Source organism: Streptomyces sp. NPDC046197 (genome assembly GCF_040646295.1).
In the GTDB taxonomy this organism is placed as follows: domain Bacteria; phylum Actinomycetota; class Actinomycetes; order Streptomycetales; family Streptomycetaceae; genus Streptomyces.
Genome location: NZ_JBEYZY010000001.1, coordinates 416297 through 429155, shown reverse-complemented (window position 1 = coordinate 429155; position 12859 = coordinate 416297). Strand labels below are relative to the sequence as shown.

The 12859-nt window shown below is 71.2% G+C and carries 11 protein-coding genes; 2 read left to right on the top strand and 9 right to left on the bottom strand.

What is annotated here, in order from left to right; translation table 11 throughout:
* Nucleotides 1-159: 159 nt before the first annotated feature.
* The 7 genes from AB0A61_RS01975 to AB0A61_RS01945 all read right to left on the bottom strand — a co-directional run bounded on the left by AB0A61_RS01975 (nt 160) and on the right by AB0A61_RS01945 (nt 6299).
* Nucleotides 160-624 carry a hypothetical protein gene (locus AB0A61_RS01975; protein WP_361284540.1) on the bottom strand — a complete coding sequence of 155 codons (465 nt, stop codon included), beginning with the start codon at nt 622-624 and terminating at the stop codon, nt 160-162.
* A 3-nt stretch (nt 625-627) separates the two neighbouring features.
* Complete coding sequence (locus AB0A61_RS01970; RefSeq protein ID WP_361284537.1) at nt 628-1518, bottom strand: ABC transporter permease; 891 nt, start codon at nt 1516-1518, stop codon at nt 628-630.
* Entirely contained in the window at nt 1515-2492 is a 978-nt protein-coding gene (locus tag AB0A61_RS01965; RefSeq protein ID WP_361284534.1) for an ABC transporter ATP-binding protein, read from the bottom strand. Before AB0A61_RS01965 ends, AB0A61_RS01970 begins: the two co-directional genes overlap by 4 nt.
* A gap of 146 nt (nt 2493-2638) precedes the next feature.
* Entirely contained in the window at nt 2639-3529 is an 891-nt protein-coding gene (locus tag AB0A61_RS01960; protein WP_361284531.1) for a hypothetical protein, read from the bottom strand.
* Entirely contained in the window at nt 3519-4106 is a 588-nt protein-coding gene (locus AB0A61_RS01955; RefSeq protein WP_361284528.1) for a sigma-70 family RNA polymerase sigma factor, read from the bottom strand. The genes AB0A61_RS01960 and AB0A61_RS01955 overlap by 11 nt, the downstream gene beginning before the upstream one ends.
* Before the next feature lie 115 nt (nt 4107-4221).
* A complete protein-coding gene (locus AB0A61_RS01950; protein WP_361284525.1) occupies nt 4222-5103 on the bottom strand; it encodes a TIGR03943 family protein in 882 nt (293 codons plus the stop codon).
* Entirely contained in the window at nt 5100-6299 is a 1200-nt protein-coding gene (locus AB0A61_RS01945) for a permease (protein WP_361284522.1), read from the bottom strand. The genes AB0A61_RS01950 and AB0A61_RS01945 overlap by 4 nt, the downstream gene beginning before the upstream one ends.
* 194 nt (nt 6300-6493) lie before the next feature.
* Between AB0A61_RS01945 and AB0A61_RS01940 the strand changes: the two genes are divergently transcribed.
* A complete protein-coding gene (locus AB0A61_RS01940; RefSeq protein ID WP_361284998.1) occupies nt 6494-8494 on the top strand; it encodes an NAD-binding protein in 2001 nt (666 codons plus the stop codon).
* A 327-nt stretch (nt 8495-8821) separates the two neighbouring features.
* On the opposite strand, the gene AB0A61_RS01935 is transcribed toward AB0A61_RS01940, so the two are convergent.
* Entirely contained in the window at nt 8822-9094 is a 273-nt protein-coding gene (locus AB0A61_RS01935) for a hypothetical protein (protein ID WP_361284520.1), read from the bottom strand.
* 1013 nt (nt 9095-10107) lie between these two features.
* Here AB0A61_RS01935 and AB0A61_RS01930 point away from each other — a divergent pair.
* Nucleotides 10108-10695: an XRE family transcriptional regulator gene (locus AB0A61_RS01930; RefSeq protein WP_361284517.1), complete on the top strand. Its 588-nt coding sequence runs from the start codon at nt 10108-10110 to the stop codon at nt 10693-10695.
* 176 nt (nt 10696-10871) lie between these two features.
* On the opposite strand, the gene AB0A61_RS01925 is transcribed toward AB0A61_RS01930, so the two are convergent.
* On the bottom strand, nt 10872-12710 hold the full coding sequence (locus tag AB0A61_RS01925; RefSeq protein ID WP_361284514.1) for a prolyl oligopeptidase family serine peptidase: 1839 nt from the start codon (nt 12708-12710) through the stop codon (nt 10872-10874).
* Between the last annotated feature and the right edge of the window lie 149 nt (nt 12711-12859).

The following is a 12859-nucleotide window of genomic DNA, read 5'->3' as shown; positions in this document are numbered from 1 at the left end:
GGTTGTCGACGGACGCCGGGACGCCACGGGTTCCCGTTGTCGACGGACGCCGGGACGCCACGGGTTCCCGTTGTCGACGGACGCCGGGACGCCACGGGTTCCCGTTGTCGACGGACGCCGGGACGCCACGGGCTCCCGTTGCCGACGGACACCGGGACGCTACGGGTGGTCCGGGTCGAGCGTGCCGTCGAACTCGAACACCGGGTTGGGGACGTCCTTTCCGGTCTTCTTGTCGGTGATGGTCGCCGTGCCGATGAGCTTGGAGGGGCCTCCGCCGACGTAGGTGGAGTCGGCCCTGATCTGCAGTTCGAACTTCCCGGTCTGCACCTGGTGGGCGGTGTCGTGGAAGGTGACCTTGCAGATCCAGTCGGTTCCGGAGCCGACATCGGCGACCTTCGGGCCGCCGCGGTCACATTTCGCTGAGGCGTCGATTCCGGCGACGGTGATGCCGGGGATCCCGAGGATGGCTGCCCGCTGGACGTACAGGTTCGCGAACGTCGGCGCCAGTGCCTCTTCTACGCGGTGCTTGGTGATGTCGGGTGTGCTGAAGGCGGTGGAGGCGGCCACGGCGGCGACCGCCGCAGCGACGGCCAGGCCACGGGTGAGGAGTCGGGTGGGGATCACGGTTCAGCCTCCGGTGATGTCGCGGCGGCACAGCGAGACGTGGGCGCTTGCCAGGCAGACGGCGGTCCAGGCGGCGCTGACCGCCAGTCCGAATGTGAGCGGGCCGTGGAAGGGGTGCTCGGCGAGCAGTCCGTGCCACGAATCCAGCGGTGTGGTCAGCAGGAACCGGCGGGTGAGGTCGATGCCGCCGAGGGTGCCGATCAGCTGCATGACCAGTCCGAGGGCGACCGGCACAGCGACTCCCGCGGCCGGGTTGCGCGTCTTGACCGACAGCAGGATGGCCAGGGCGGTGAACCCGATCTGCGGCGCCAGGGCGGTTGCCCAGCAGGCGATGACCAGCGGAAGCGCCGTGCCGGAGGGAATGAGCTGGCCTCCGAGTCCGATCAGGGGCTGGGTGCCGATGATCAGCAGGCTGGAGCCGATGGTGCTCGCTTCCAGAACGGCCAGCGAGACGACGGTGAACAGGGTCGCGGCGAGCGTCTTCGCCCAGAAGATCTGGCTGCGGGTGACCGACCGGGTCAGGATGGTCTTCCAGGTGCCGTGCTGGTCCTCGTTGGCGAAGATGTCGCCGGCCACGAGGGCTGCCAGCATCGGGAAGATCCACTGAGAGCCGAAGGCGAGGATGAACAGCGGCGCCGCGTATCCGCTGGTGTGGATCTGCCGGCCGTAGATCGTGTCGCTGGGCGACTGCTGCTGCCCGTTGAACACGAGCACGATGGCGATCGGCGCGATGAGGCAGACCAGCAGCGCGTAGCGGGTGCGGGCCTGCGCGACGAGCTTGGCGACCTCCCAGCGCAGGACGGTTCCGGTGCCGGGGCGACGGGTGGTGCGCTCCGGCGCTGTGGAAGCGGTCGGGGTGGGGGTGCGGGGAACGCCGGTGGTGGTCGTGGTCATCGGTGCGCTCCGCTGGTCACTGGGGTGTCGATCTCGGGGGTGGGTGCATCCGGCGTGGATGCATCGGGCGTGGGCTCGGTGAGCATGAAGAACAGCGATTCCAGGGGCGTCTTGTCGAGGCCCAGTCCGCGCAGGGCGATGCCGGCTCCGACGATGTCGGTGATCAGAGCGTCGATGTCCCCCCGCGATCCGTGGACGGCGAGGCCGTCGCCGGTGCGGGCGACCTCGAGTCCGCGCTCGCGGACGAGTTTCTCGGTGGCGGCGTCGTCGGTGGTGGTGATGCGATGGGCCTGCGCGGGGGCCTGCTCGCGCAGGGCGTCGATCGACCCGTGGTAGGCGACCGTCCCGGTGCGCATGATCGTGACGTCGTCGCAGATCTGCTCGACCTCGCCCATGTCGTGGCTGCTGAGCAGCACGGTCAGGCCGCTCGAGGCGAGGCGTTTGACCAGGGCACGCATGTCGCGGATACCGGCCGGGTCCAGCCCGTTGGCGGGTTCGTCGAGGATGAGGAGTCTCGGGTCGCGCACCAGGGACGCGGCGACGCCCAGGCGCTGGCGCATGCCGAAGGAGTAGCCGCCCACCTTGTCGTGCTGCCGGTCGGTGAGGTCGACGATGTCGAGGACTTCGTCGATACGGTCGGGTGCGACCCCGCCGTCGAATCCGGCGAGGAGTTGCAGGTTCCGCCGGCCGCTGAGGCCGGGATAGAACTTCGGGCTCTCGACGAAGCCGGCCACTCCCTCGAGCACTGCGACACCGTGCTTGTCCCACGAGCGGCCGAAGACTTCCAAGGTGCCGCTGTCTGGGCGGATGAGTCCGAACAGCATCCGCAGGAACGTCGTCTTGCCTGCGCCGTTGGGGCCGAGAAGACCGTAGACCTCGCCTTCGGCAACCTTGATGGAGACCCGGTCCAGCGCGGTCAAGGTGCCGTAGGTCTTGGTGAGTTCGGCGGCATCTACCGCCAGCACTTCGCTCATGGACCCGGACCATAGAGACGGCGCATGAAGCGACCATGAAGCCTGGTGCCTGCGCTGACGGAAGAGGCTCTGCGGGTGACGTCGAAGGAGGGAAACCCTGACGGCTGCCCGGAGCACCTCGCGGGCCTGCGTGACGGCCGTGCTGCTCAGGCGCCGTCGTGCTGCCGAACTTGGGGGCCGCTTGCGGCAGTTGAGCGGACCGGGATCAGTCCGCTCCCGGCCCAGGCCTCGTTCGCCTTCTCGAAACGGGCCTTGGCGAGCACGGTTCCGTCGGAGGCGGTGATGCGGGCGCCGGTGAGCTCCGCCGGATTCACCGGGGCCGGGCCGCCCCAGAAGCCGCGGCCCTGCCGCAGGGTGAAGGCGCCGACGGGGATCGTGCTGCCGTCCGTGCGCTCGAGCAGGCAGGAGACCTGTCCACTGTGGGGGGTTCCGGCCGCGGCCAGGTCGACGGACATGTAGACCCAGCCCGGGGACCCGGGATGGGCGTAGATCTCCCCGGCCGCCCGGCCGAGGGCGTGGGTCGAGGTCAGCCCGCCTTCCAGCATGCCGTTGCGGTCCCCGGCGATCGAGGCCCGCCCGCCCGCGACGTCCTGGATCGCCGTACCGACCGCCCATCCGCCGAACCCGAGGGCGAGGGCCAGTGCGGCCGCGGCGGCCGCGATCCGCAGCCGCGCCCGGCGGCGAAGATCGTGCAGCAGGGTACGGGCCGGCGCCTGAGGTGGTGCGGCGGACTCCCGGGCGGACTCGCGGGCGGACTCGCGGGCGGACTCGCGGGTCCGCGAGTGCTCCTCTTGCGCCGACGCGCCCCGTTTCAGGGCCTGCGCCACCCGGGTCTCGAACCCGACCGGCGGCTCGCTGCCCGGCAGCAGCCCGATGATCCGGTCGCCCACGAGGGTCAGCTGTTCGACGTACTCCCTGCAGTCCGCGCACCGGTCGAGGTGGGCGACCGCCCCGGCCCGCTCACGGCCGGGCAGGACACCAAGGGCGAGCTCGGCACCGATCGCCCTCAGTTCCTCGCAGGTGACGTCACTGGACATGGTCTCCCCGCTTCGGAGACGCAAGCGTGTTTCTCAGCTTCCCCATCCCCGCCCTGATGCGCGTCTTCGCGGTGCCCAGAGGGATGTGCTCCCAGTCGGCGACCTGCTGGGCGGTCATTCCGTAGATGCCCGCCATCACCAGGGCGCGTCCCTGCTCGCGGGGCAGCTCCGCCACTGCTGCCCGCAGGTGGGACGACGCCTCGTCGGCGAGCGCGTGCTGCTCGGGTGTGTCGCTCACGACGCCGAGGATCGCGTCGAGGTCCTCGGGCGCCACCGGCTCAGGACGCCGCGAGCGGACGGCGTCGATGGCAAGGTTGTGCGCGATGGTGGTCAGCCAGGTCGCGACCGACCCACGGCGCGAGTCGTAGATCTGGGCATGCCGCCACGCGCGCTCGAATGTCTGCTGGGCGATGTCCTCGGCGAGCTGCGGATCCCCGGTGACGGCTATGGCGACACCGAAGACCGTGTGCTGGAACCTTCGTACGAATGTGACGGCGAGCTCCGGATCGCCGGTGGCCAGCCCGGACAGCAGAGCCTCGTCCGGGAGACGGCCCGCGGAGAACCAGAACCTCGACACATCCGTATATACGGTCCACCCGCACCGGGGGATTGCCCGACCGTTGCGGAAGCGCATACTTCAATTCTCCGCGCCCCGGCCCATTCCCGCTCCTCGCGACGAAGGACGGCCCTGGTCACTGGTTCCACGTCTCGTCGTACGGGTCGTGCGGCGTCGGCACCGGCTTTGCCTCGGTGACGTTCAGGAAGGGGATCGGGCCGTTGTTGACCGGGTCCCTGGTCCGGCGGGCGGTGTACGTGCCGGTGACCTGGAGCCAGGTGTCGGGTTGCAGCACCGGGGGGATCCGGCCGGTCAGCGCGATCTTGACGGGCTGGGCGTCGGCGGCACAGCAGCTCAGGGCCATGCGGACGAGATACGGCGCGCCGGTGCGGTCCAGCGCGACGAAGCCGGTGATCTGGACCGGACGGCCGGCGAGGGAGCGGCCGTGGTCGTAGACCGCGCGGCCGGCGTAGTCGACGACGCTCAGCCGGAGCGGGTTGCCGGCCGGGAGCGCCGTGTAGCCGTAGGGCCGCTGCAGGGCCGTGCCCGTGCGGACGGCGGTGTACGAGCCCAGGGCGGGCGGAGCGACCAGGATCAGGGCGAAGAGGGGGAGGACGAGGAGCCAGGAGATGCGGGGCTCTCGGTGGCCGTGACCGTGATCGTCCGAGTGACCGTGGGCATCGGCGGGACCGTGATCGTATGCGTGACCGCGATCACCGGCGGTCCCGTGGGTGTCACCGGAGCCATGGCCGTCGCCGTGGCCATCGCCGTCACCGTGGCCACGGACGAAGCCGTGACCGCGGACGTCGCCGTGGTCATGGCCGTCGCCGTGGCCGCGCCTTCCCTTTCGCTCGTACCACACCGTCGCGAGCGCCGTGACGATCAGTACCGCGCCCGACGCCAGCAGCAACGGCTGCAGGCCCGCCTTGACGTAGCGCAGGTAGAGGCCGGTGAGGCCCGCGTGCAGCAGGGCCGCGCCCACCAGGAACATCACCGCCGCTTGGGCTTGCCGGTTCACAGGAGCACCGTCCCGGTCAGTACGGACACCACTACGGCGAGGACGAAGGTGGCGGGGGCGAAGCGCAGGGCGAAGCCGCGGCCGAACGTGCCCGCCTGCATCGCGAACAGCTTGAGATCGATCATGGGCCCCACGACCAGGAACGTCAGCCGCGCCGTGAGCGAGAACTGCGACAGCGACGACGCCACGAAGGCGTCCGCCTCGGAGCAGATCGACAGCAGCACGGCCAGGACCGCCAGTGCCAGCACCGCGACGACGGGGTTGCCGGCCGCCGTGCGCAACCAGCTCGCCGGGGCGACGGCCTTCAGCGTGGCGGCCGCCATCGCGCCGACGACCAGGAAGCCCCCGGCGTGCATCACATCGTGCCGGACCGAACCCCAGAACGCCGCGCCCCTGCTCCCGCCCTCGTGGGCCGAGCGTGCGGGCGGGCGCAGCCAGTCGGTACGGCCGAGTCGCTGCCACAGCCAGCCCATCGCACACGCCACCAGCAGGCTCGCGCCGAAGCGGGCGAGGACCATCTCGGGATTGCGGGGGAAGGCGACGGCCGTCGCGGTCAGGACGATCGGGTTGATCGCGGGAGCGGAGAGGAGGAATGCGAGCGCCGCGGCCGGGGTGACGCCCCTCCGGACCAGGGCTCCGGCCACCGGGACGGACGCGCACTCGCAGCCGGGGAGCACCGCGCCCGCCACCCCGGCGACGGGGACGGCCAGGGCGGGGCGGTTCGGCAGGGCGCGGGCGAAGAACGACGGCGGGACGAACACCGCGATGGCCGCCGACAGCAGCACGCCGAGCACCAGGAAGGGCAGGGCCTGCACGACCACGGCCACGAACACCGTCATCCAGCTCTGCATCACCGGCGCGGCCAGGGCCCTGCGTATGGGTCCCTGGGCCACCACGACGGCGAGCAGCAGCACGGTCAGGGCGACCGGCGAGGTGATGTGCCATCCGTCCCGCTCCGGCCGGTCCGACGCGGCCGACCGGTCCGACGGGGCCGACCGGTCATGCCCGTCGTGCTGGTCGCGCTCGCCCTGCGGCCGCTCCCCCTGCGGCTCCTCGCCCTGCGGCTCCTCGCCCTCCCCGTACAGCCGCTCGTCGTGCCGGTCGCCCTCGCCCTGCGGCCGGTCGCGCATGCCGGTGGGCGTCGCCTCCGCGTCGCGGGGTTCCGGCCCGGGCGGGGCTGGTCTGGTGATGGCCACGGATGCGGTACCTCCGGCGCGCTGCACGACTTGATCTGCCTCCCCTTCAGTACGGCGGTCCGGGCGCGCCCGTTCAGCGGCCACGGCCGCTGCCGCGAGCGCGTTTTGGAACCACGCGTCCCGGTGCGGCAGTCTCTTCCCTCGTGGGGAGCGTTCCGTATCAGGGTGGTGCGCCGGGTGACACGGGCGCGCACATGGTGGTGTGCGGCGACGACGGGCTCGCGCACCGGTTGGCCGCCGAACTGCGCGGCGTGTACGGGGAGCAGGTCACGCTGGTCGTGCCGCCCTCCGAGCGTGTGGTACGGCCACCCGTGGTCGGGCGGGCGCGCGCGGCGTCGGCGCTGCTGGACCGGGTGGTGAGCGCGGCCGTGGGACGGGCCGGGGGCAACGGCGGAAGCGGCGCGGCCGGGGGCAACGGCGGAAGCGGCGGCACCGGAGGTGGCGGCGGCAACGGGGGCGGGGGCGGTCAGACCGCCGGGCCGGACCGGGTGTTGGAGGCCGCCGAACTGACCGAGACCGTCCTCGCGGACGCGGGCGTGGAGCGGGCCGCCGCGCTGGCCCTCGTGTACGACGACGACGAGACCAACATCCGCGCCGCCCTCACCGCCCGCCGGCTCAACCCGAGGCTGCGGCTCGTCCTGCGGCTGTACAACCGGCGGTTGGGCGTGCACATCGAGGAACTGCTCGACCAGGCCGCCGCGTTGGCCGTCGGAGAGGATGACGTCTCCGGGCTCGACACCTCGACGACCGTGCTGTCCGACGCCGACACGGCCGCTCCGGCCCTGGCCGCCAGCGCCGTCGCCGGCACCGGCAAGGTCGTACAGACCGACGGGCTGCTGCTGCGCGCGGTGGAACGGCCGCCGCCCGCGCCCGGGCAGGTCGCCGACCCCGGGCTGTGCACCCTGGCGCTGCTGTCGGCGACGAGCAGCGACCCGGCCGGGGCGGACGGGTCCGAGGGCAGCGGGGAGCACCGGCCCCGGCTGCTGCCGGACGAGGCCGCCGTACGGGCGGCCACCGGGCGCGGGACCGTGGTGCTGGAGCAGGTGTCGTTCTCGGGACCGCCGTTGTCGGCGGGGCGCGGGGTCGCCTTCGTACCGCCGCTGACGTCGCTGTTCTCACGGCGGCTGCGGTGGTCGCTGGCGGGTCTGACGGGGTGTGTGTTCGCGCTCGCGGTGGCGCTGTGGCTGGTGACGGGGGTGCATCCGCTGGGCGCCCTCTACCTGACGCTGCTCGATCTCTTCGCGATCGACAACCCCGCCCTCGGGGATTCGGTCGGCCGGCAGGTGCTCCAACTGCTGTCCGGACTGGTGGGGTTGCTGCTGCTGCCGGTACTGCTGGCGGCGGTGCTGGAGGCACTGGGCACGTTCCGGTCGGCGTCCGGGCTGCGCAAGCCGCCGCGCGGGCTGAGCGGGCACGTCGTGCTGCTGGGGCTGGGCAAGATCGGTACGCGGGTGCTGACGCGGCTGCGGGAGCTGCACATACCGGTGGTGTGCGTGGAGTCCGATCCCGAGGCGCGCGGTCTGGCCACGGCGCGGCGGCTGCGCGTGCCGGTGGTGCTGGGGGACGTCACGCAGGAAGGCGTGCTGGAGGCCGCGAAGGTCCAGCGGGCGCATGCGCTGCTCGCGGTGACCAGCGCGGACACGACCAATCTGGAGGCCGTGCTGTACGCCAGGTCGGTGCGGCCGGACCTGCGGGTGGTGCTGCGTCTGTACGACGACGACTTCGCGACCGCCGTGTACCGGACCCTGCGGGCCACGCACCCGCAGGCCCTGACGCGCAGCCGGAGCGTGTCGCACCTGGCGGCGCCCGCCTTCGCCGGGGCGATGTTCGGGCGGCAGATTCTGGGCGCGATCCCGGTCGAGCGGCGGGTGCTGCTGTTCGCGGCCGTGGAAGTGGGCGGGCATCCACAGCTGGAGGGCAGGACGGTGGCGGAGGCCTTCCGGGCGGGGTACTGGCGGGTGCTGGCGCTGGACACGGGGGCGACGGGACAGGAGCGGCGGGAGCCGACTGCCGGCCAGGGGCCGGCCGAGGACGCGGGGCGGGCCTCGGGACTGGTGTGGAATCTGCCCGGCACGTATGTCCTGCGGCGCGAGGACCGGGTGGTGCTGGCGGCTACGCGGCGGGGCTTGGCGGAGCTGCTGGGCCGCCGAGGCCGCACGGCGTCGCCCACCCACGCACCCGACTCGCTCGCTTGAGACGGACCCCTCCCCGGGGGCTCCGCCCCGGTGCGCTTTCCTAGGTGTGGTTAGCCTCTGACCTGCGGAAACCGGCCGACTCCGAGAGTACGGAGAGCACCTGGGCGCCCGAAATCAAGACGCAGGTTTGGCCCTGCTGGGACCGTGCCGCGACCGTGAGACCCGGTCCAGCCACACATGGAGGCGCCCCCGACAGGGCCCGTGGTCGCCTGTCGGGGGCGCAGGCCCGCCCAGGTCGGGGGTCGCCTGGGCGGGGGTCTGGCATTACTGCCCTTGCGCCTCGCAGCGCCCCGGAAGCGGCAGCCATCGGGTGTGGTGCTGCGGGTACTAGGCGCCCTGGTCGCCGTTCTCGCGATAGGGGTTGTTCTCGGCCGGAGTCATCCGCCAATAGGTTTCCACCATGGACTTGAATTGCCGATGGACGGGATTCAGGCCCGTGTGTTTCAGCGCCCAGACCTCAACCGGCAGCGGCTCACTGTCCGTTGGCTTCGCTTCCGCACGGCACTCCATGCACACTGCGGAATAGATGGCCAGCGGGGCACCCTCGGCGGTTACCGGCCCGAGCGTCCATTCAGCGTCTTTGATGATTGAGCGGGTCACTGCGCCCCCTCGGTCGGCTGGTCGGCTTTCCTGGTCCGGCACCGCGGACAGATGCACGGCGGGTATTTCTTGCCCACTTCTGGCACTTCCACCGGTCGCACTACGCGCTTCCTGCGCACGCAGGTACGGGCGCCCGTTCCCGGATTGATCCGGTACACAGCAAGGGTCATGCCCACGGATCAGGCACCCCCGTCCGTGCTTGCTCCGATGCGCGCGAGGCGGTACGCGCCCCACAGGTCTTTGCCTCGGTCGCAACCGGCGCCCGGTTTCTCGGCCGCCCTGCATTCGTCGCACTGTTCGGCGTGCAGCAGCCAATTGCCGTAGGCCTGTTGCTGGGCGCTTGCAGCGGGGGCGCCGGGCGATACCTGGGCGCTCACGAGGCAGCCCCCCACGGGTCGAGCTGGGCGCCTGTGCGGGTAGTTCGCAACATCACGTCCAGGCGGGCGACGTAGGGCCGGACGAGGGCGCCGGGATGCTCCCACGGTTCGAACGGCCTGGGACGCAGGCTGCGCACTCCCACCAGGCGTGCGCCGTACACGTGCGGGGAGGGCGGCGTACAGGCCGCCTGGGGGCGCCCAGGGGTGCGTGCGTACCTGCCTGGCGTGCGTCGCCCGAGCAGGACCGCTCTCATCCATTCGAGGGCAGTTCGGATAAGGTCTGTCACGTCATCGCTCCCATCAGCGGTGGCCATAGCCCCCGGGCCGTTCCAGCGGTCGCGGGGGTCCTTGTCGTCCGGCCATGCTGACGCTCCCTCAAGGAGGTTTCGGAGCACGTCTGGCGACACCTGGGACGTCTCGGCGATAGCGTGGAAGAACGCCCAAACGTCCCCGGGGGGAGTCTTGAACAGCGCACTGAGATCGGCTATGCAGTCGGCCAACCTGTCGCCCAGGCAGTTAGCGGCACGGGTAGGCGTTTCTGGCAAGACCGTGGAACGGTGAGTAGCGGACGCCGAATTAATCCCGCACGCCAGAAACCGGGAAGACGCCTGCAAGGCGTTGGGAGTTGACGAAGAGATGCTGTGGCCGAAAGCGGTAAAGGACCGGATCAAGACAGGTGGAGACCGGGAGATTATCCGCTCCTACCCCTATCGATCCTCCTGTCCATCGACGGTTTGGGCCGAACTCATCGAAAAGTCCAAAACGGATATCCTCTTCGCCGGATACACGAACTACTTTCTCTGGATTGATCAGCCGGCTTTCGTCTCCACACTGCGTCAGAAACTTGACAGCGGGTGCCGCGTGCGTTTTCTGCTGGGCGATCCAGACGGCGAGATAACGCGCCACCGCGAACAGATCGAAGATGTGGCACTCACGGTGTCCACACGCATCCGGATCACGCTTGAGCACCTGGGAAAGCTCGGTGCACATGAGGGTCTGGAGGCCCGTTTCTCCGCAGTGAGCGACGCCACGAATCACGTATCGCTGTCAGTGTTCCGATTCGACGACCAGGCGCTGGTTACGCCCCATCTCGCGCGCTTGGTCGGGCACGACTCCCCGCTACTGCACCTGCGAAAGTACGGCGATAGCGGCATGTTCGCTCGATTCGCCGACCACGCCGAAGAATTGTGGTCGAGGAGCGTAGCGGTAGCCCCTGAAGCCTAGAAACGCAGAAAAGGGCCCCCTCTCGTCCCGCATGATGCGAGATCGGCCGGACCAGGGCGCCCGTGCCGGCTCTTACAGGTGCAGCCACTGCCAATCGCACCCCAGTGCACCCCCAGCAAGGCCCCACCCGGCCCCCGCCCCCCGCTCAGCAAGGGACCGGGCGGGCACCCGCGGCTTCACTTCGGCAAGTGCCGCTCCACGAAGTCGAGTTCCAGGCGGACCTGTTTGATGCGCTCGTCGACCACCAGGGAGCCGTGGCCGGCGTCGTAGCGGTAGACCTCGTGGACGGCGCCGCGGGCTTCGAGACGCTTGACGTAGTTGTCGATCTGGCGGATGGGGCAGCGTGGGTCGTTGACTCCGGCGGAGATGTAGACGGGGGCCCTGACCTGGTCGACGTAGGTCAGCGGGGAGGAGGCCTCGAAGCGCTCCGGCACCTCCTCCGGTGTGCCGCCGAGCAGTGTGCGGTCCATGGCCTTCAGCGCTTCCATCTCGTCGTGGTACGCGGTGACGTAGTCGGCGACCGGGACCGCCGCGACGCCCAGCGTCCACGCCTGCGGCTGGGTGCCCAGACCGAGCAGGGTGAGGTAGCCGCCCCAGGAACCGCCGGTGAGGATCAGCCGGCCGGGGTCGGCCAGCCCCGAGCTGATCGCCCACTCACGGACCGCGGCGATGTCCTCCAGCTCGATCAGGCCGACCCGGTGCTTGAGCGCGTCGGTCCAGGCGCGGCCGTACCCCGTGGAACCGCGGTAGTTCACCCGGACCACGGCGTATCCGTGGTCGACCCAGGCCGCCGGGCCCGCGGCGAAGGCGTCGCTGTCGTGCCAGGTGGGGCCGCCGTGGATGTCGAAGACCGTGGGCAGCGGGCCGGTCGCCCCGGCCGGCTTCTGGACCAGGGCGTGGATGCGGCCGCCCGGGCCCTCCACCCACACGTCCTGCACCGGGACCGACCCCGGTGACCTCATGCCGGGCGGGTCGAGGACCACTCCGCCCGCCGTCGAGCGCACGGCGGACGGCTCGGCGGCCGAGGACCAGAGGTACTCCACGCTGCCGTCCGGCCGGGCCGTCGCCCCCGAGACCGTGCCCTGCGGAGTGGGGACCTCCGTCAGTGCACGGGTCGCCAGGTCGAAGCGGAACAGCTCGCTGCGGGCCTCGAAGCTGTGGGCGATCAGCAGGCCGCTGCCGTCCGGATACCACTCGGCGCTGACGTCGCCCGGCAGGTCCAGCGCCAGGTCCGTCTCCTCGCCCGTCGCGACGTCCCACACCAGCGGCTCCCAGCGGCCCCGCCGCTGGTGCCCGATGAGCAGCCGCGTGTCGCCGTCGACCGGGGCGAAGCCCAGCACCTCCAGGCCCAGCTCGACCGTGCCGCCCTTGGTGTCGTCCAGCTCGGCGACCGCCGTGCCGTCGGGGCGCAGGACGCGCAGGGCCGAGTGCATGGCGTCACCGTGCTCGGTGTGCTCGATGGCGATGAGCGAGCCGTCGTGGGACAGGTCGCCGACGCCCGCCGACTCCCGGTGCCGGTAGATCTCTACCGAGCCCTCGCCGACGCGCGCGAGGTGGATCGTCGTCCCGTCCTCGTCCGTCGAGCGGCCCACGACCGCCGTGTGCCCGTCCCGGCCCAGCGCGAGGCCCGCCGGGTACGACGGGTCCAGGCCGGGCACGGCCGCCTCGTCGGGGCCGCCGGTGAACGGCTGGCGCCGCCAGACGCCGAACTCGTCGCCGTCCTTGTCGTCGAACCACCAGACCCACCGGCCGTCCGGGGAGAGCACGCCGTCGGTCGTGCCGTTGGGCCGGTCCGTCACCTGGCGCTGCTCGCCCGTCGCGCGGTTCCAGGCGTACAGCTCGTACGTCCCCGTGGCGTTCGACACGAACAAGGAGTGGTCCGGTGCGTCCTCGGCCCAGTCGGGCAGCGACACCCGGGGTGCCCGGAAGCGCTTCTCCCAGTCCGGCATCTGCTCGCCGCGCTCGCGCTGGTCCCGCGGATCGCGCGGGTCGGACCCGTTGCTGCTCTCAGTCATGGCCCCATACTGCCTGGCCGGACCGGAAATTCGCTGGCGAGGCCCCCAGCCTGTGGATAACTTCGACCGCACTGTTCCGATCTCCTTACTTTTCCCAGCCGTTCTCCTCACCGGCAAGTCACCCGGCAAGCGCTTCCACCGCCCGCGAC